This window comes from Robbsia andropogonis, from assembly GCF_034047095.1.
Classification (GTDB): Bacteria; Pseudomonadota; Gammaproteobacteria; order Burkholderiales; family Burkholderiaceae; genus Robbsia; species Robbsia andropogonis.
Genome location: NZ_CP139166.1, coordinates 75,474 through 95,467, shown reverse-complemented (window position 1 = coordinate 95,467; position 19,994 = coordinate 75,474). Strand labels below are relative to the sequence as shown.

The 19,994-nt window shown below is 54.1% G+C and carries 13 protein-coding genes; 7 read left to right on the top strand and 6 right to left on the bottom strand.

Annotated features, from left to right (window positions below; translation table 11 throughout):
• Nucleotides 1–143 precede the first annotated feature (143 nt).
• A complete protein-coding gene (locus SJQ66_RS05620) occupies nucleotides 144–1,385 on the bottom strand; it encodes an ABC transporter ATP-binding protein (protein ID WP_320534066.1) in 1,242 nt (413 codons plus the stop codon).
• 1,085 nt (nucleotides 1,386–2,470) lie between these two features.
• Between SJQ66_RS05620 and SJQ66_RS05615 the strand changes: the two genes are divergently transcribed.
• Nucleotides 2,471–2,782 carry an H-NS histone family protein gene (locus tag SJQ66_RS05615; RefSeq protein ID WP_024904217.1) on the top strand — a complete coding sequence of 104 codons (312 nt, stop codon included), beginning with the start codon at nucleotides 2,471–2,473 and terminating at the stop codon, nucleotides 2,780–2,782.
• Nucleotides 2,783–3,795: 1,013 nt separating this feature from the next.
• Here SJQ66_RS05615 and SJQ66_RS05610 read toward each other — a convergent pair.
• Both SJQ66_RS05610 and trfA read right to left on the bottom strand, forming a co-directional pair.
• Nucleotides 3,796–3,957, bottom strand: coding sequence for a hypothetical protein (locus tag SJQ66_RS05610; protein ID WP_320534065.1), 162 nt, complete (start codon nucleotides 3,955–3,957; stop codon nucleotides 3,796–3,798).
• A gap of 797 nt (nucleotides 3,958–4,754) precedes the next feature.
• Complete coding sequence (trfA, locus tag SJQ66_RS05605; RefSeq protein ID WP_236693364.1) at nucleotides 4,755–5,663, bottom strand: plasmid replication initiator TrfA; 909 nt, start codon at nucleotides 5,661–5,663, stop codon at nucleotides 4,755–4,757.
• A 172-nt stretch (nucleotides 5,664–5,835) separates the two neighbouring features.
• Here trfA and SJQ66_RS05600 point away from each other — a divergent pair, with 172 nt between their 5' ends.
• Both SJQ66_RS05600 and SJQ66_RS05595 read left to right on the top strand, forming a co-directional pair.
• Complete coding sequence (locus tag SJQ66_RS05600; protein WP_024904219.1) at nucleotides 5,836–7,023, top strand: AAA family ATPase; 1,188 nt, start codon at nucleotides 5,836–5,838, stop codon at nucleotides 7,021–7,023.
• Nucleotides 7,020–7,967 carry a ParB/RepB/Spo0J family partition protein gene (locus SJQ66_RS05595; RefSeq protein ID WP_024904220.1) on the top strand — a complete coding sequence of 316 codons (948 nt, stop codon included), beginning with the start codon at nucleotides 7,020–7,022 and terminating at the stop codon, nucleotides 7,965–7,967. Before SJQ66_RS05600 ends, SJQ66_RS05595 begins: the two co-directional genes overlap by 4 nt.
• A gap of 293 nt (nucleotides 7,968–8,260) precedes the next feature.
• On the opposite strand, the gene SJQ66_RS05590 is transcribed toward SJQ66_RS05595, so the two are convergent.
• Nucleotides 8,261–9,553 carry an IS110 family RNA-guided transposase gene (locus tag SJQ66_RS05590; RefSeq protein WP_046154612.1) on the bottom strand — a complete coding sequence of 431 codons (1,293 nt, stop codon included), beginning with the start codon at nucleotides 9,551–9,553 and terminating at the stop codon, nucleotides 8,261–8,263.
• Nucleotides 9,554–11,684: 2,131 nt separating this feature from the next.
• Between SJQ66_RS05590 and SJQ66_RS05585 the strand changes: the two genes are divergently transcribed.
• Both SJQ66_RS05585 and SJQ66_RS05580 read left to right on the top strand, forming a co-directional pair.
• The gene (locus tag SJQ66_RS05585) at nucleotides 11,685–13,124 is read left to right on the top strand and encodes an alanine/glycine:cation symporter family protein (protein ID WP_320534170.1); all 1,440 of its coding nucleotides are present in this window, start codon (nucleotides 11,685–11,687) and stop codon (nucleotides 13,122–13,124) included.
• A gap of 390 nt (nucleotides 13,125–13,514) precedes the next feature.
• Nucleotides 13,515–15,524, top strand: coding sequence for a phage integrase family protein (locus tag SJQ66_RS05580; protein ID WP_320534064.1), 2,010 nt, complete (start codon nucleotides 13,515–13,517; stop codon nucleotides 15,522–15,524).
• A gap of 377 nt (nucleotides 15,525–15,901) precedes the next feature.
• Here the strand turns inward: SJQ66_RS05580 and SJQ66_RS05575 are convergent, their stop codons facing one another.
• Nucleotides 15,902–16,729, bottom strand: a complete 828-nt coding sequence (locus SJQ66_RS05575) for an SIR2 family NAD-dependent protein deacylase (RefSeq protein ID WP_024904223.1) — start codon at nucleotides 16,727–16,729, stop codon at nucleotides 15,902–15,904.
• Between the two features lie 225 nt (nucleotides 16,730–16,954).
• Between SJQ66_RS05575 and SJQ66_RS05570 the strand changes: the two genes are divergently transcribed.
• On the top strand, nucleotides 16,955–17,515 hold the full coding sequence (locus tag SJQ66_RS05570; protein WP_024904224.1) for an RrF2 family transcriptional regulator: 561 nt from the start codon (nucleotides 16,955–16,957) through the stop codon (nucleotides 17,513–17,515).
• Between the two features lie 71 nt (nucleotides 17,516–17,586).
• On the opposite strand, the gene SJQ66_RS05565 is transcribed toward SJQ66_RS05570, so the two are convergent.
• A complete protein-coding gene (locus SJQ66_RS05565) occupies nucleotides 17,587–18,540 on the bottom strand; it encodes a LysR family transcriptional regulator (RefSeq protein ID WP_024904225.1) in 954 nt (317 codons plus the stop codon).
• 184 nt (nucleotides 18,541–18,724) lie between these two features.
• Between SJQ66_RS05565 and SJQ66_RS05560 the strand changes: the two genes are divergently transcribed.
• A complete protein-coding gene (locus tag SJQ66_RS05560) occupies nucleotides 18,725–19,957 on the top strand; it encodes an efflux RND transporter periplasmic adaptor subunit (RefSeq protein WP_320534063.1) in 1,233 nt (410 codons plus the stop codon).
• Nucleotides 19,958–19,994: the final 37 nt, after the last annotated feature.

The following is a 19,994-nucleotide window of genomic DNA, read 5'->3' as shown; positions in this document are numbered from 1 at the left end:
GTGGTTTCACGGCGCCTTGCGTGATGCGCTTTCATCGAAGTGACTTCCATCGGCGAACGCGGGTTAGCCGTCACGCCCTCGCCGTCACGGGACGCATGGCGTAGGACAGGCGGCAGAGCGGCCAGCAAGCGTGTGATCATGTTTTAAACCATGGTGGACAAAAACGGCGCGACGCGTACGGACGCATGGTTGGATGTTTGATCGTCATCCGACGCGACATCGAAGGGTTCCGACAGACTCAGTGGCGACATGCTAGGGCGGGGCACGCTTAGATCCATGCGCGATTGGTCAAACACCTCAAGGCGCTTTCCTGTATCGGCGTCAAATACATGACATGCGTTCTGGCGCCAGTCCAGGCCGACCACATCGCCAATCATCGGCATCGCCTGTAGCGCCCGCACGGCTGCACGAACGACCACGGGATGCCCGTCGCGTGTCTTCAAATAGATATAGGATTCGGCGCCCTGGAACTCGATGCCGGAAACCGTGGCGTTCAGCACGCGCTCGTTCGGCCGAGTGATATCGATGTGCTCGGGCCGGATGCCCACCTGAACACGCACGCCCTGCGATTGTCTCGGATCGATGCGTGCGTCCAGCCAGGGGCGTTGCGCGGAAGGCAGCCCCGCCTCAGGCAGGAGCACCATTGGGGGACTGCCAATAAAACCGGCGACAAATGCACTGGCGGGATAGTGGTACAGCGCGGTGGCCGAACCATACTGCTCCACGCGTCCCGCCTGCATCAGCACGATGCGGTCCGCCATTCCCATGGCTTCGCTCTGGTCGTGGGTGACATACAAGACAGTCATTCCCAGGCGTTGCTGCAGCTCACGAATCTCCATGCGGACCGCGTGCCGTAATTTGGCATCCAGGTTCGACAGTGGCTCGTCCATCAAGCAAAGAGGGTGATCCGCAACAATCGCGCGCGCCAAGGCGACGCGTTGCCGCTGCCCGCCTGATAATGCCGCCGGCTTGCGCTTCTCATAGCCGATCAGCCCCGTGGCATTGAGCGCTGCCGCTACCCGGGCACGTCTTTCCTCACGGGGGACGCGCCGGACGCGTAATCCGAACGCCACGTTTTCCTCGACACTCAAGTGCGGAAACAGCGCGTATGACTGAAAGACCATCGACAACTGGCGCTCTGACGGACCGACGCCGTCCATGTCGCGTCCGTCGATCAAGATGTCGCCGGAATCCGGCTGATCAAGACCGGCAATCAGACGAAGCAAGGTGGATTTGCCGCAACCGGACGGCCCCAGCAGGGCAATGAACTGACCGCTGACCACATCGAGATCAATGCCACGCAGGACTGGATGCGGCGCATTACCCTGCTTCGCAGGCCAAGTCTTATGGATGCCGCGAAGGGAAAGCGCATAGTTCAGTTGCACAAAAAACTCCGCCTCGATTCTTCTAAACGCAATAATCCGCCCGTATATGATCGACGAACGCGCTATCGTCGCCATCACGGCAAGGTGTGTGAACACGTGTTAAAGCGATTCATACAACAGACCGTCGCCAATTGACTTATCGAATCGTTTCTTGCGTCGCGACGGGAACTTGCAGCGATAACAACCATGCGCATCACAATAACGCCCGACAATGACATTCGAGTGACGGTCGTGCAATGCAAGAATGAATTTAAGGCAATCGCCGCAGGCATTAGCAGTTCGGGTGAAAGCGCGTATATCCGATCCGGCGTAGTTCGAAAACGAGTTCAGGCGTAACAAACTACATCGGTTAGTACGTGCCTTTCATTTCCTTTCAATTGACGGGAATTACCGAGAGCGCCGGTAAAAAGTACTGCTCATCGTAGCGAAGAATTCAAATTGCCAGATGCTGGATGAACGGCTAGTGTTTCGTTAATCCAGCTCCTGGTGCTTTTTTATTGAGCAAACTTAGCAGGTGGCTTACCTGCCACCGACCATGACCAAATCGTTAAATCGTCGGCAATGAAAAGAATCACTTTCGCCGTATATTCACGCACATGCCTATTCTTTAATTATGATGCAATACCCTGATCAAATTGGATAGCGGATCGTCCGGGCCCATGTCTCCGGATACCAGCACACTTACGAGAACGCACGGAAGATTCAGCCATCACCCTCGCATCATCGATCAATCGCTTCAAGACCGCATGCACCGTTGTCGTAAGTGTCGATTATGACTCTGTTTTTATAGAAGACACGTTTGCCTTTGTTGCTTCTAAAAAGCTTTGCTTTTCACTTTGCAATATCGCAGTTACATTTCGTCAAAAATCCAAGGTATTACGTCATTATTGCCGATGTCCGATTTTATTAAAATCATGCATTTCTGTAAATTAAAATTACCGTACAATAACATTTTTGTATTGCTTAGGCAAATTTCTCGACGCTTTTAGGCTAGATTAAGAGACTGGCGCGACTACATTACGTTACACACTGCGCTGCTCATTCATGTATCCTTCATTGAACCAAACGATTATTTTTATTGATCCATGAATAGTATAGATCTCGCAAAACTGCTTGAGCAGCGTGAAGAGCTTGACCAGCAAATCGACCGCGTGCGTAAAGATGCGAAGTTAACCGCAATCATGGAAGTCAAGAAATTGATTGGATTGTATAACCTGACATTACAGGACCTTGGACTGACTAAGCGGAACGGCGAAACGGCGACCAAAGGTCGCGGCGCCCCACGCGGTCCGGTTGCACCCCGCTTTCGCGATCCTGAAAGCGGGGCGACCTGGTCCGGACGCGGGAAAGCGCCCCGTTGGATTGCTGGTAAAGACCGCAATGCGTTCCTGATCTGAGATATCGCGTTTGGTTCGGTGTTTTCGCTTCAATTGGCGCGCTTATCCCTATCTCTATCGCTCCAGAAAACCAGCTAACCCTCATCCTCGCTTTACGGCTCCAATACGGTTATCTGACGTGTTGCATACGACCGTACCAACGGACACCAGGCGCAGAACGTTGGTATGGTCGTGCCCTGGTATTGACCTCTCAAATCGATTAACAGTCGCCCTTCTTCCACGTGTCACCACGAAAGCTTTTCACTCGTGCTCTCTCATCGCCTCCTCCCACCGCAGCGTTTTCTCACTCCAGCCTTGCAAATGCTGAACGTTGACGTTCCAGCAGGTATTTCGACATCTATCAAAGTATTATTGTGCAACTAACAAATATATCGTGATCAACATCCATTTCTACATGTGTCGATTACAGAACGACAATATTCTCACCCGCTGAGACAACCTGCTGTTAGAGATAGTCATGGCACGTAGTTCCCTGCACGCAAAGCAAACTAAAACGATCTGACGGATATAACCATACGGATTTGGATTTACCGGCATCGCTTTGCTTACTCGTAAGGTAAACGGAAACGCGCAAGGTTCGTTTTTGCACACTGGCATAACAACTGCACGTAATAGGAAGCCTCTCCATCAAGCGGTTTTCCACAGGAGAGGCCAATCGGATCCTTATTTGTCGGGATCTGCAGATTGTCGAAAATGCGTGTGAGGACTGTCGTACCTTCACATGGAAGCGTATAGCAACCGAACCGCTTGGAGGCCCGTCTTAGGGAAATCATGCAAGATGTACGGTTTGGGGCTGGGGTTCCTGTCTATTGAAGAAGGTAAACTAAAAACTACTAAAACCCTTCTTAAAACCTTCTAGTTCCTCTCAGATCATCGATTAATTCTCTTAGAATCATATAGTTAAATTGTTCGCCGGTGACTAATTGACGAGATTTGGGGAGCATTTGACTCGTTCGGGGAAGTATTTGACGTTCACCGGTGATCATTTGACGCAGAGTGGGGAGTAATTGACTTCAAGCTGTGGATAACTTCAACAGCAAACCGCTTCCCGCAGGCTGATTGCGCATTCGTTGGCGCACGAACACGTGTTTACCCGTAATTTGCCGCATTCCGGTGGTTTCGTTGGCTTTGGTGACCATTTGACTCAAGTCGGCAATCACAAATTGCAAACGCATGCCTTGATTGTGAGTGGTATCGAGTCAAATGGTCACCAACCCGGAAGTCGACGGGTGACTATTTGACTTGAATTTGCGTCTCATATTTTTTGTTTGGTGAGTATTTGACTCGATTGATGGCGCTGCGCCAGCGGTGATAGTGGGTATTTGACTAAGATTCATGGCATAAAGCACCCGTATGAGGTGAGTATTTGACTAAATATTCGCATTAAGCGGATGACCCTACCTGTGTTTGGCTAAGTGCATCGCAATAGCAACCGGTTTTGATCCGGCGACAGTGCTTTACGTCGTTTGAAATCGGTATTCCTATCTCCCTGGTCGAAGGGGGGCGCACCGAGGTGAGTATTTGACTTAGACGCGTATAGATAAATTGGTAATTGGATCAAAGTGATACATCGTCAGCAGGCTTGTTCACGCAGGCAGTGCTCGTGGCAGCGCCATTGTGCACGGCGACCGCCGGGCTTAACCGTAAAACAGCCAAATCTTGCCTGTAAAGCCCTACTACGATGTATCTAGACAGCAAATCCCGGCTGTTTTTAGCTTTTGCGGCCAGGTCGCGCCGGCTCAAAGTTCGGTGGAAAGGATTTTGTGATGTTCAGACACAAGATTGCGTCTGTTTCATGGCGCACGGATAGGCGACCCTCGTCTATCGCGGAGTGGCGGGGAGTAATTGACTTATACAAGACGCTTGACGGCGCCAGACCGTAAAAAGTGCTGGCGTTCGAAAGAGCTATCTGATTCGGCCGTGGTCGGAATTCGGCCGCAGGAGGATGTCAAGCGGCCCGTTTCAAGGCCATTTAGATTAAATTCTGAACTGGCGCAACAGACAAGACGGGCTGGGCACCGTCGCCGGTGACCATTTGACTACGAACCACTTTGATCTTATCGGTTTCGTCTAATTGCCAATCCGTCAGAAATCCGACATCAACCAAGCTTGCAAGCGCCGCCTTCAACGCTTTTCTGAAAGACTTCAGCTCTGCCATCCGTGATCCACACAACTTGTAAATCGTTTCGACCTTCATCGGATATGGCGCCTGATTAGTTGCATAAAAGGCGTGCAACCACTTTTCAAGTGGCGACAGCTTTGCGCGCATTGTCCAATCGATGCGGGTGTAATCACCAGGACGCAATTGTGCAGCAACGTCCGAGTTGATTTGTACTTTCCACAAGGTCACGTCTTCAACGTTCGATTCTTTTACGCCAGCGTACTTTAACAGCAACGCCCCGCCATACACCACCTCAACGTTGTTCTTCGAGGGTGCCCGAGTTACTTCCAAAGCGCAGGCAACCAGTCGGCGAATAGTGGCACGGAGTTCGGTCAGACTACGGGAATTATGGGTCCATCCCAGCGCTTTGATCATTTGACGGCCATCGAACTCTACCCATTCTTGGCGGTTATCGACGGTCGATCCGCGCGCGAGATGCAGTATTTGCAAATAGACGTCGTAGTCGCGCTGGCGCAGCTCTTCACCCGTGTACGTAATGCGGAGATGTTCAAGCGCATAGACGGGTTGTCCCTTCAGATTACGCCGCGCTTCTTTTTGTCCGCATGTAAAAAGCGCCGAGCGAACCAAGTCGTGCAGCACGGGGCGATGTTCCTCTGACCATAAAGGAATCTGGACGCGTCGTGCAAGTGATCCACTTTGGGTTGGCGCATTCTTACGCGCCGCGGCAGTACGCTGCAGCCGTTCGACGACCTCAAGCACGGATTCTTTCCGTTCCGCGCTATCGGCGGACGGTTGCGAGAAGAATTCGGGCGAGATCAGGTTCGCAAGGTTCCGTGTAGCCATTTCCACTTCATTCGGTGGGCATAATCGGGTATTCTAGTTCCGATCACTTTTTTATGCCAGAAGTGAAATTTCTGATCGGAATTAAAAAATGATAGAGCCTCTGCGGTCCGAATATACGATCGATGACATCGAAGAGCAAGCCAACCGTGTGGCGGATGTCGTCGAGCGCGTGCGGAATAGTATTTTTTCGCCAGACTACATCAAAAAGTCGCCCATTTTTTCGATCAAGCAAGTGGCGGCGCTGTGCCGCCTTGATCGGAGCGCATTTGCCCGGCGGCTGGCGAAGGGTGACTTACCGCCCGGGACCGAGATGAACAGGTCCAAACGCGATTTTACGCTAGCCGAGGCGAGAGTATGGGCGCGTGCCTATAACCGATCTTACAAGCGCAAGTCTGGCGATAAGGCAGTGGTCATCACGACTGGGAACAGCAAAGGGGGCGTCAGCAAGACGACGACCACCATGTGCATGGCCCAAGGACTGTCTTTGCTCGGATATCGCGTCTTATGTGTAGATCTGGACCCGCAGGGATCGCTTACTAGTCTTTGCGGCTATCTTCCAGACACGCAGGTTCAAGAGGAGGATACGGTGTTGTCGCTATGCGCGGGCGAGCAGACATCGCTTGATTACGCCGTGCGCCAAACTTACTGGGACGGTATTGATGTGGTCGCCTGCGCGCCTGTCGCGTTTGCAGCGGAATTCCATATTCCAAGCCGCCAATCACGTCGAGAGCCGGGGTTTCAATTCTATGACGTTATCAACAGTGGGTTGGAATCGTTACGGAATATTTATGATGTCATTCTGATTGATACCTCACCCACGTTGTCGTATCTGTCACTGAATGCCTTTTATGCCGCTGATGGCTTGGTGATGCCGATGCCGCCACGCGGCATGGACTTTGCAAGTTCCAGTCAGTTTTGGACCTTGTTCTCCGGATTGGCGACCACCATCGCAGAGCAGACGGGAAGTCAAAAGACCTGGAAGTTTATCGACGTCCTGCTGTGTATGACCGAGGGTAAGGGCAACGTCAACGAAAGCGTCGTACGTGAATGGATCAAGGTCGCTTATGGAGACAAGCTGATGACTTGTGAAATCCCCAAGACAGTCGTGACGAGTTCGTCCGGGACCAAGTTTTCAACCGTCTACGATATTGAGAAGTACGTGGGTAGTGCGAAAACCTACGAAAACGCTCGCGTGGCCTATGACGCCGCTGTCGAGCAATTAGAGAGTCAGATTCGCCGGATTTGGGCCAACCAGACAGTCGGAGTTGAAGGATGAGCAAACAACGCGAAGAGGCTGCCCGTTTGGCGGCCGCGGCCCTGGGAACCGATGTTCTGCCGACCTTCTCTCGTCGTGCACCACGTGTTGCGATGAACACAGTGTCTGATTTCACCGGTGAATTAGAGCGGGCGGAGCGGGATTTGTCAGAGGCGAAAGTGCGTTTGGCTGAGTACGATGGCGCGTTGCCCACGCGAAAGATTGATGCAAAGCAAGTTCGCCTTTCCCGATTCGCAAACCGGATCGAAGATTCGTTTCGCGATGCTGACTTCGCCGCGCTCAAAGCGGAAATCGCCAATGCAGGCGGTAATATCCAGCCGATCAAAGTTAGACGCGCTGGTGAGTCGTACGAGTTGGTATGGGGCCACCGACGCCACCGTGCATGCCTAGAGCTGGATCTTCCGGTGCTGGCAACAATCACCGAATCGATGAGTGATCGAGAGCTTTTTGAGGAAATGAGCCGGGAAAACGAGCAACGGAAAAATTTGTCTGCTTACGAGATGGCGATGCACTATCGGCGGGCGGTTGATTTGAAGCTGTACAAAAATTGGTCCGAAGTAGCGGCCGTGCTGGGGAAGACACGCGGTTTGCTGAGTCGCTATAGTGCACTTGCAGATCTGCCTAAGGTGATCGTGGAAGCTTTTCCTTCGCCGAATGATATTCAGCCCAAATGGGCAGCGACGTTGCGTAAGGTATTCGACGTTGATGCTGAAGCAGTTTCTCAGGCGGCCCAGCGAGTAAAAGGAAGGTCGTTGCCCGCGCGATCAGTGTTTGAAACACTCGTCAACCTGCCAGTCAAGCAGTTTACCCGGGTAAACATTGGAGCGTGTCAATGGACCGAATCGGAAGATGCTGTGCGCATTGATATTGATCGACGGCGATTTGACAATAACAAACTTCAGGCGGTTCGGTCGTTTCTCCAGGAATTGGAAAAATCTGATTAATGTGGTTGTGTACCAACTTTAACGGCACCCTCGTGGTGCCTTTTGCATTTTAGGGACGAGATAACGTACTAAATGCAATAGGCTCAGACAAAAAAGTTACAGCATCCCCTGGCGGCGAGATTTCGCTCGTCGCACATTTAAAAGAGCGCGTCCTGCAACATTCCTAGCGGTCTTCCGCTCTGTAACGGGCTCGCCCAGCTCACCATAGTAGAAACAAGATTCGAGATGCCCGCACCTCGATCTTCACGTTACTTAAAACAGCATAAGGGCCCAGCGGAAGGTCCAATCATTATCTACGAGGTCACTTGCTGCTGTGCCTCAACGGCCCTGCAGAGAGGGATCGATCCGCTGGGTAAGCTTTGTTCAAAGAACCGCTGATACGGACGGTTCGTTTTAATCATTCCGTGTGCGACTCGCGCCATCTTCGCGCAAACAGCAGTGAGGGCTTTGCGCTTTAAGTCGGCGTTGCCAGGATCGGACTTGATATATCGATCGTATTTATCTTTAAATGAATTCTCACGTAGGCGAACTGCGACAGTGCCTGCCATCCAAAATGCCAAGCGCAGTCTCGCGTTTCCACGTTTGGACAACTGCTCACGACCTCGTGCCGTTCCAGACTGATGCTTGGCCAGATCAAGGCCACAATATTTCAGGAATTGCCGATAATGGCGGAATCGGCGCAAATCACCCGCTTCCGCGAGAATGGTAAGTGCGATGATCGGACCAATACCTGGCAACGTTCGCAAACGTTCGTAGTCGGCATTGTTCAATAATGCCGCTTCGGCACGCTCCTCCAAACTCGTACGCGCTTCGTTGAAGTGCTGAAGTTGCCGAAGTGACAGTCGAAATGTTTCTACGGCTAGGCTGTCTGGGTGATGCGGCAGCGCAGCTGACTGTTGTGACATGTCCCAGATTTCACCTAGTTTTTGGGTCTTCTCGACCTTGCGACCGACAAGGTCCCACGCCGCTTTTACAAACTCTTCTCGCGTCAGCCGTTGCACATGAGCCGGCGTCGGAAATTCCAGCATGAATCGTATCCACCACTCACTGCGGCTGCTGCTCCAGTACTTGTACATCTCCGGAAAGTACAGAGGGACGTGGTGATTGATGATTGAATGCTGAACGCGTGTTCGCAACCTCGATATCTGGAAGTAAGTCTTGGACAGCTCTTGCAGATCATGGTTGCCAGCGATCATCGGGTCAACGTATTGCTGCACGATGCCGTGTTTCAGCATATCCAGAATCACTGAGGCGTCTTTGGGATCATTTTTATCCCATGAGTTGAATTTGGCCTCGCGGTAGCGAGCCTGTGCGACCGAAGACACACTGACAAGATCGACACCGGCCATCAAAAGTCGATGAGCTATTGGGCGGTGGTAATCGCCGGTCGGCTCCAGTGCACCTTTACACCGACCTCCAAGGCTTTGAATGAATTGGATAAGCCGGTCAAAATCCTGAGCGGAGTTTGCCATCTTGAAGCGATGCTTCATACCGGTCGCGGTTTCGATCAACACAGCGTTCCATTGCTTTGCAACATCGATTGCAAGGAAATGCACGTCAGTCGTAGTATTGGAAGTGTCAGCCATCACGGTGTCCTCCTGTGGTCCTCGAGAAACCTAAGGATGCCAGTCACTGGGATTGGCTGACCACCATACTGCATTTACTACGGCGCTAGGTTAAACACTCATCGGTAGGACTGGTCGAGTGCGAAAATGTTTACCTGGGTAAACATGTGGGAGCCCGATCGAAAACTTGCCTTGCATATCTGCGCCGCACAATGTGACAGCGTTCCCAATGGAAAAACGCGAATTTTTATCACGAGGAATTTGACTGAGGCATGTCAGCGGTTGGGGGTGACAGTCAAACAATCGAACTTGTCGCCCGTTAGGAAGCCTGCCGCCTTGATGGCCGCTTTGTTTACCCCGGTAAACGAATTTATAAGTTGCTCAATTAAGAGCACCTCTTATGTAGCGGCGTGGGTTGTATTGCAGATTGATAAAGTAGCGTGTGACCATATCCGTGTTACACCTGCGCGCCTAGATGTTGAAACGTACAGCATGGGCATCTGGGGAGTGCATCACATAGACGTCCTCGCTTGCAGGTGTCCGAACGTTAATCAAGCATCGGGCGATTCGATTTGGTTGTCACCTTCCGACATTTGTTTACCCGGGTAAACAAACGATGAGTGATCCAGTGGGCCATCTTTGTGAAGTTGTTATCCAGCAAGGGTCGTGGTACTAGGCGTCTTGCAAAGCGCGTCTTGCACGCTAAGGAATACGGAAACCTATATCGGGGCAAGATCCAATGCCCTTTCACTAATGCGAATCTTGAGCGTCATCGTGAGCGGCAAAGGGTGTTGTTGCAATGTGTATTTTCTTTGTCCGATATGGCGGCAGGCTGCCGATTGCGATACGGGTCAGCGGCGTGTTCAAGCGATAGAGTCGCTTGCGGGGTATGCCGTGCGAAATGGCCCGATGGAACGATGTCAGGCGATACGCGTGGTTAATCCCGACTTCGTCGCATCTACTATCGCTTTACCCAGTAGGACTTGGACGTAGTTAGGAGGGGTCGCTTTAGCCTGTTTACCCGGGTAAACAATGCCGAATACGCCATGCAAAGCGGGATTCAACATCAAGCAATAGGGGGCCAACAACGACGTTTTCGGCAGGGAATTGTTCTGGAATCCATGCCGAGGGTATTTGCTGACGGGACCCTACAGAGCCGCGCAAATTGTTCAAAATTCGGTGTGTGATGTCTAATTGCGGTCGTTACGTATTTTGCCGGAAGGTCAAACATTTGCGTCGTTCGTACCGGATCGTCGAGCCTAGCGGCACGGAGTTGGCATTCGCATTGATTGCGTATAAAGTTTTGAATCAACATAGCCGAATCCTGTCGACGCGCCGCCAAATAAACCCCTCCGTTCGCGTTTTTGTCGTTCGCCCTGCGTCCCGAGAATCTCGTTGCTTGATTAAATGGAGCAACATCGAAATCGCGTTCTAGATTAAAACCGTCGACAAAAAGAAGAAGCCGGTACGGTAGCAACTACCCAAAAAAGCGCTCATCTCGTCTCCTGCATATGCCGATATATTTTCCTGGCGAAGGCGAGACCCGACGGATCAATATGGCATTGCCCTCTTTCGCATCATCGGCTGAAATATCCGGGATAAAACGCCACACGAGCTCCGATGATCTATTCACTCACATGCGCCGCCTATTCGTATCGAGTTGCCTTCGCTTAAAAGAACGAGCGGATATCTGCATAAAATGCATCGTACGCAGAAGCGCGAAGCGCTCCCTTGAAGAGACAGCGGTTCCGCGCCTATTGATGACAGAGGAATTCCCTCATCCATATACATCCTTGCGCCAACGAAGCGAGTGACGGCGCGTTAACACCGTCTGCTTTAACCAAAGATCCTGAAGTTGTTTACCCGGGTAAACAACGCCACACACCATTGTCGCCTATGCGGATCGGTGATCACGTTATCCCGGACAACATATTTCATGTCTCATCCATGTAGAAATCTCGCCAGTCACAGAAAGTGCCACCGCCTGTCATGAGAATAGTCGGAAATCAAGCATCTCCTCTATGCGAGCGGGCCTACGTCGGACAGGCTTCCTCCGTTGTTGGCACTTTTTGGTCAACTAAAAGCGAGGAGAGATGGTGTGGATTCTTTGTTGTTGAGATGGACTGGTGAACTCGCTGATGCCGTGTCAGGGATGGCTTTAGTGGCAACGCTTTTAGGCGCGGGTGCGTTCTTCACCTATCGATTTGGTGGCGTCCAGATACGTGCCTTGTTCGAGAGCTTACGCGTAATGGCCGGAAGCGGAACGGGTGCAGGGCGCGGCATCACTCCTTTCCAGGCGTTTGCAACCGGTTTGGCGAGTCGAGTAGGTACAGGAAATATCGCCGGTGTTGCTGTAGCGCTATCAATGGGCGGTCCAGGGGCAATTTTCTGGATGTGGATGACAGCGTTATTGGGTATGGCATCCGCTTTTGGAGAATCCACCCTTGCTCAAATATTCAAGGTTCCACATCGCGATCACACTTTCCGTGGCGGGCCCGCTTACTACATACGCGATGGACTAAAGGCAAAATGGCTTGGAAATATTTTCGCTGCTACCTTGATTTTTGCATTCGGCTTTGCATTGAATACCGTTCAAGCGAACTCGATCGCGGACGCTTTTCATACATCGTTTGGCTGGTCTAAGATGGCCGTCGGCATAGGCCTCGTGTTGATCACCATCCCGATTGTTTTCGGAGGTATCCGCCGTATAGCGTTGAGTGCCCAATACATCGTGCCGCTGATGGCGCTGATCTATATTGGTCTATCGGGCTATGTGGTTCTCGTCAATTTTGAAGCCATTCCCAGCGTCTTAGGAACAATCTATCGGCACGCATTTGGCGTGGAGCAGGCGGCAGGTGGCACCGCAGGATATGCCGTGGGCCAGGCGGTCATGATGGGAGTTCGTCGCGGTCTGTTTTCAAATGAAGCTGGAATGGGAAGCGCACCCAATGCCGCCGCGGTCGCGACTGCAAAACACCCCGTTCAACAGGGCTTACTACAGATGCTGGGTGTCTGTTTTGACACAATGATCGTCTGTACCGGGACCGCGGCCCTTATCCTGCTGTCCGGTGCATTTGAACCCGGCGGCGGGATGGTAGGGGCGTCGTTAACACAGCGGGCAATGGCCGTTCATGTAGGCGAATGGGGCTTGCCCTATATGGCGGTGACGCTATTCTTTCTCGCCTACTCTAGCGTTTTGGGGAATTGCGCGTATGCCGAAGTGAATGTCGACTTCCTGACCAAGCATCCTGCGGCGTTGTATCTGTTCCGACTTGCCGTTGTATGCGCGGTGATGACAGGGGCGCTATCTAGCTTGCCTCTAGTATGGAGTTTGGCTGACATCAGTACCGCTCTCATGGCGTTTATTAATATTGCCGCGGTTGTTCTGTTGTCTCGCTATATCGTTATTGCATGGCACGACTATCGTATGCAGCGTAAAGCCGGCATCAGAGCCCCCGTATTTAGCCGCGCGACGCTGGGGGATCTCGACATGTACATTCATGCTGAAGTCTGGGGACCAAAGACAAGCGTGGGCCAAAAAAAGAGTAGCGAGCACGCCCTGATTGGCGAACAAACCAGGCAGACCCAGTAGCCAGAAGCTTTGAATCGGCAAAATCTCTTTGCTTTGGATTCCTCGTTGCGGTTTGTTTACCCGGGTAAACAAACCGTACGCTATACATTCAATTTGCCGTTCCTCAAAAAGTTCTGGAACGTCTGGGCGTAACGGCGATGCATCATTTATGCGTCTCAAATCGTGCCATCAGATGCATCCCCAACAACTGCGATTGATTCACTTTCATTCATGCATTATCGAATATAATCATGTACGACGTTTTTTATGTGAACTTCAAGCAATTTCTCATCATTCAGCCGGAATCCCTCGCCAGGTAAGGGATTCCGCAGGTGAGTAGCGATCTTTGGTGATCGCGATGAGATAAAGGACATCCATAGGGCCCGTGAAATGCCATTAAGCACAAGACGATTGGAGAATTCGCATTTCGCGTTCTATCGTGCCTATTTGGAAGGTCCGGACGCGCTTGATCTGGCCGCTCTTGCGGATCGCTATTTGGATTGCGGACGAGATCCGCGTCGTGTCCGTGCGTTATTACGATGGTTGCAGGACGAATTCGCCGCGGCCGCCCGTCGCAACGGTGATTGGGAAGCGTTGCGGCTGTTGCGACTCCCGAAATCACTTGAGCACCATGATGATCACGCGGACGCTTCATTCACACCGTCGTTGACAGATTTTGCCGCGCAGGTCGATCCAGACAATGTGTACGGTGAGGCCGAACTCATTGGGCTGTATCGTGAGCACCATCCGAAAGCCGACAATCGTCGGGCGGCGAAAACCGCGCGCCTACGAGAGCGACGTCTTGCCGCGTTGCGCCGTTTGCAGCATATCTCCGTGGATGCCCCACAGCCAGGGCATGCCGTCGACGGATGGTTTGATGCGAATGTCGTCATGCGAATGCACCGTGCAGGCATAGCAACGCTTGCACAGTTATGCGAAACGATCAACGGGAATGGCGTGCGCTGGTATCGCGATATTCCGCATCTTGGACCGATCGGCGCGGCGCGCATCGTACGCTGGGTACAGGCAAACGCAATGAGCTTAGGCGGGTTGGTGTCGCGGCATTGTGCGGAAGGGGGCTTCACGGCGTCAGTGGCTATTCCAGCGCGTGGCGCGATTGTTCCGATCGAAACCCTGGCAAGTCAAGGCTTGCCAGCGGCGTTGTCGGGGAGCGAAGGGACTAATCGCAGTCTGAATGCCGAGCGGTCCATTGCCGCCGAGACGGATGTCGCGGCGATATGCATCTGGTTGGACGCACAAGCCGGTTCAGCGCACACACGAAGGGCGTATCGTACACAGGCCGAACGTATTCTGCTGTGGTCCATCGTGGAACGCGGCAAACCGCTGTCATCGCTGAATGCAGAGGATATTGCCGCATATCGCGACTTCATCATGGCGCCGCCGGCGTCGTGGATTGCGGCGCGTCATACGCCGCGGTGGTCGGTGCGATGGCGTCCGTTTGCCGGCCCGCTGACCGAGAGCAGCCGCGCAACAGCGAGCAATGTTCTGAAAGCGCTGTTCCGATGGCTCGTCACCGTAGGCTATCTTCATACCGATCCATGGCGAGCGTGGCGCGATGCCGTCGCGCCACGTCTTGCTTCATCATCGTCGTCTGTCGCCGATGCGCAGCAACGCAGAGCGCGGGTGGCGATTGGCGTTGATACCCGCATTCCCGTACGCGTTGAGCGTGTTGTTGCGGCCATGCCATGGCAAGCATTGATGGCATTTGCCAAACAATCCGATAGGGAGCGCGACCATCGAGCGTTCTGCATGCTTGCGCTTTCTCATGCCGCGGGACTTCGTTTGGAGGAGATCAGCGCATTGCGACTGCGCGACGTGCGTTTTCCGCGGGATGCCTCCGGTGTTTGCACGATAGCGATAGCGTCAGAGGTAAGAAAAAAAGTGATTCGGAGCGCCACTACCCGTATTCTCGATCTGCCGTCGTGGGTCACCGCGGCGCTGCGCCGGTATATCGAGATGCGCGGTGAGGTCAGCACAACTGGTTTGCATCATCATGATCTTCCGCTGTTCATGCCGCTAGCGAGTGAACGATACAGATCTTCGCAACCGGATAGGGCGGTTGGATCCGATGGTCTGCCCGCATCGCCGGACAAAGGCCGTGTGTTCGATCGCGCACGTGTCGGCATACCAATGCACGCATCGGCGCTCGCGCGAGCGATCACTGAGTTTGTCGAGGCCGTGGCCAAATCCATCGAAAATGACGAGCCGATACTTGCGTCGCTACTGCGTCAGATTCGGACGGGCGTTTGCCGGCATACCTATACCCGAACGGCATTGATCGCCGCGACGCCGACAGACCGGTTACAGCGCCAACTCGGTTTGCGATCAAAGACCACGATCAACGCACATCGACGTGCGCTAGCGGGGCACGATGCTGCCCGTGATCGCGTCGGCTATTGAGCAGCGCGGCGGTCTCGTCGTGATGCGATAGGTGAACGAATCCACGCGCCGCGCGAGGTAACGGGCATGCGTGGCGGGGCGGGCAGGGACAAGGATACGTGGCACGACCTCTGTCACGAGGTCGTCATGAGAAAATGAATCGCGGCAAAACAAACAGGTCAGCAATAGAGTTCAAGTGAACTATGAACAGTGCGGAAATTCAAGCACCTTCAGAGGTGCATGTCACAAAAGGAGATGTCACCGTCTGATCGCGGCGATATGACCATACGCATGCACCTGCCATGCGCAGTGCGACCATGGGCTTCAGTCAGCCGGCTGCCCAGGAGCCAGAGCGCGACCGCCACGATGACCACAACGCATTCGTGTGGTCCCGGCCACTATTCCGCGAGTTTTATCTGGGCGTCTAATAGCTGCAGACCCGCCAAGGCCGATTGCTGGAAGCCGACGCCCAATGTGGGCGGGATGGAAAACTCGCGCGGATTGATCCGAATGATCCTCTGGCCCATCCGTTCGCTGAAATGACGTACTGTTGGGACAGCCGTCCCTGCCCCCAATTCAATGACTACCGGCTTCTTGACCTTCGCCAACCATTCCGTCAATGCCGCCTGCTGGTGTTCAGTGGATGCACTGACCCAATGCCAATCGCTAAACATCAGAACGTTTGGGCGCGCGAGGCCGCCACAAAATGGGCAGCGCGGCAATGCGTTGCGTAGCTCGCAGCGCGATGCATCAACATCGGGAACAAAATCGTCAGCCGACCACGAACGGTAGCAGCACGGTTCGACGCATTGCATGGCGTGGATCGATCCATGGCATTCGACCACGCGTGACGGGTCGAAACCGGCTTTTTGAAACTGACCATCGACATTGCTGGTGAATACAAACGCGCCATGCGTCATCTTCGCCGCCCACTCCAGCATTCGGCCATGGCCTTCGTGCGGAACGGTGTTTCTATACAGCGCTAGCCGGTGCCCATAGAAGCCCCAGCTCAACGTCGCATGCCGCGAAAATCCAGCGGGATTTGCAATCTGTTCAAACGACAGCCTCGCCTCACGCAACGGCGGATAGGCCCGCCACAATCCTTCGTCGCCGCGGAATTCGGGTAGACCGGAGTCGACCCCATTTCCAGCGCCAGCGGTAATCAACAGCCCATCAGCTTCGCGGATCCATGAGACCGCCAATGCGAAGCGCGCTTCTTTGTCCATCCTTTATTAGCTCCAGGATCACGGCAATTGTCGCATCGCGAGTATGCATGTAAACAGATTTGCAAGACTGACAAAATATGACAGATCAACAACGATTCGGAAAGAGGCCGACCGTCGTCGAGACGCCCGACATCACGCGCAAATGGCGGCGGCGCAACATCTCGTAATAGCGTCTTGCGCGAACCCGCCTTGACAGCTTGAAATTGTGATCTTTATCATAACCTTATGTCGACCAAAAATGTCCAATTCTCGATCGCCGTGCATATCCTTGCCTCGCTTGGTTATCACGAAGGCGCCGAGGTTCGTTCCGCCGAGCTCGCTGAGAGCATCAACGCGGAACCGACGTTCGTGCGCCGGACGTTGTCACGGTTGACCAAAGCCGGTCTCGTGAGTGCCACTCGCGGACGTAACGGCGCTTGCCGACTTGGCCGCGCGCCGGAATCCATTACGTTATTAGATATTTATCGTGCGAGTGAAGCACCCCCCACCTCGTGCATGCATACCTATCCGGTGGAGTCGCGCTGCCTGATCAGCGTTAATATCAAAGACTGCATGCAGAGCGTGCTGGAAGACGCGCAGCGGGGATTCGAAGCACGTCTCGCGGAGAAAACACTGGACTGTCTGCTCCACGCTCTCAAGTCGTGCCCTTCTAAAGACGTGGTTGCAATGGCGTTTGAAACAGACAAGCTATCGGCATCGGCTATACATCCGGCGAAAAAGGATAGGGTCGAACGCACGCCAAAGCGTCGCCGTAAAGCGTCAGCATCCGCGCTCGACGTCATCTAATTTGATACGCGCCAGCGCATCTTGCGCGAGTTTCTTTTTTTGAGATAAACCGGCTGGCAACGTCGGGGCCATCACGCGTAAAGGGCCTGTTGTTCGATGTGCGCCTGCGTTTGCCGTTCACAGTCCTGCTCCGTGCAGTTAGCAAACACCTCCGCGATCCAGTCAACAAAGACGCGCACTTTCGATGCAAGATGCCGATTTTGGGGATACACGACCGAAATCGGTTGCGACGGCGGCGGCAGATGCGTCAGCACTTCGGTCAAGGCTCCGCAGCGCAGATAAGGTGCAAGCAGGAATCGCGTGGATTGCACAAGTCCCGCGCCCTCCACGGCGGCCAGGATACAGGCCTCGGCATCATTGAACGACAAGGTGCTCCGCATCTTGATCTCGTGCAATCGCGCGCCGTCTTCGAAAACCAGATCCAGCATCCGCCCGGTCCGATGCGAAAAATAGCGCACGGCGCGATGCTGCGCCAGCGCCGCTAGCGACTGCGGCCGGCCGTACAATGCCAGGTAATCCGGACTGGCCGCGGTCAGCATGTCCAGGGATCCGAGCTTGCGCGCCACAAGAGTCGAATCCGCCAATTCTCCTACACGGATCGCACAATCCACACCGTCCTGGATAAGGTCGACAGGACGGTCGCTGAACCCGATCATCAGTTCGATGTCGGGATAGCGCTCGCGAAAAGCGGGCAGGCGCGGCATGATCAAGCGGCGCCCGATCGCGCCGGGCATATCGAGCCGCAACACGCCGCGTGGACCTTGCGTGCTTTGTGATACAGCGTGCTCGCCGTCCTCAATATCGGCCAATATCCGAACGCAATGCGCGTAGTACTGCGCGCCCTCCGGCGTCAGATTCAGCTTCCGGGTGGTGCGTTGTAACAGGCGTACGTTGAGGTGTGCCTCCAGTTTCTTGATCAACGTCGTCGCCGACGCGTGCGGGATGTTCAGCGCATCCGCAGCACGCGAAAAGCTGCTCATCTCCACCACACGCGTAAATACCTGCATCGCCTGAAATCGGTCCATATCGCGCCTCACGGTGGAAGATTGTTCGCGGATTATAAATTGTGTTCGTAATTGGCGCAATTTATCCCGATGCCAATTTTTCGCACAATGCGCGAGTCCCCATACCGCGCCGCGACACCGGCGCGGTATGCATTGCTATTTCAATGCACGAAATTTCGCATAACCGCCTTTACTGGAAGCGACCATGTCTCTGACAAAGCATCAACAACGCGCGATCCTGGGGGTTGGCGCCCTCGCCGTCGTCGTTTTCGCCCTTAACCTGGCCCATCGGTTGAACGCCCCACTGGCACTTACAACCGTTGCCCATGCCGCGACGGCCGTGCCACCACCGCCAGAGGTCGATGTCGCGCCCGTGGTGGCACGCACGATCACGGACTTCCAACGCTATTCCGGTCGTCTTCAAGCCGTTGATCATGTCGATGTCCGGCCTTTGGTGGGAGGCACGATTGTCGCCGTGCATTTCAAGGATGGCGCGATGGTCAAGCGGGGAGCCCCGCTTTTTACGATTGACCCAAGGCCTTATGCCGCCGCACTCGACCGGGCGGTTGCACAACTCGCCGCGGCACGTGCGCGACAAGGCTATGCAGTGAGCGATGCGGCGCGGGCGCAGCGCTTGATCGCCGACAATGCCATTGCAAAGCGTGACGTCGACCAGAAGCACAACGCGGAGCTGGAAGCGGATGCCGATGTAAAAGCAGCCCAGGCAGCGGTCTCGGCAGCCCGCATCGATTTGTCGTATACGCAGATCAAGGCGCCCATCAGCGGGCGGCTGTCGCGTGCCGAACTGACCGTCGGCAATATCGTGTCAGCGGGCGCAAATGCGCCGTTGCTGACGACAGTGGTATCCGTGTCGCCAATGTATGCGTCGTTCGATGTCGACGAGCAGACCTATCTGCAATACCTCAGTCAGAACGCGCGAAATGCCGCGGGGGAACAGGCGGTTCCCGTCCGTCTTGGCTTGGCCAGCGAAGACGGCTATTCCCGCACCGGGGTTATCGATTCGATCGATAACCGCATGGATACACGCTCTGGAACGATACGCGTACGCGCACGTTTCGATAATGCCGACGGTGTCTTGTTACCGGGGTTGTACGCTCGCGTGGCGGTAGGTGGGGGCAAGCCGCATCCGGCCGTGATGATCAGCGATGCCGCCATCGGCACCGATCAGGACAAGCAGTACGTGCTTGTGGTCGACAAGGACAACAAGGCCCAGTACCGCGAAGTACACACCGGAGGCGAACACGACGGCCTACGCGTGATCACTTCGGGATTGGACGCCGGTGAACGCATTGTCGTGGAAGGGTTGCAGCGTGTGAGGCCGAATACGCCGGTGACGGTACATCTCGTTGCGATGTTGCCATCGGGTGACCAGCCGGACACGGCAAAGCAGCAAACCGTCGCGCAAGCGCAGCCCTGATCGCGCGGCAACGCGTTGCCGCCGATAGCCGCAAACA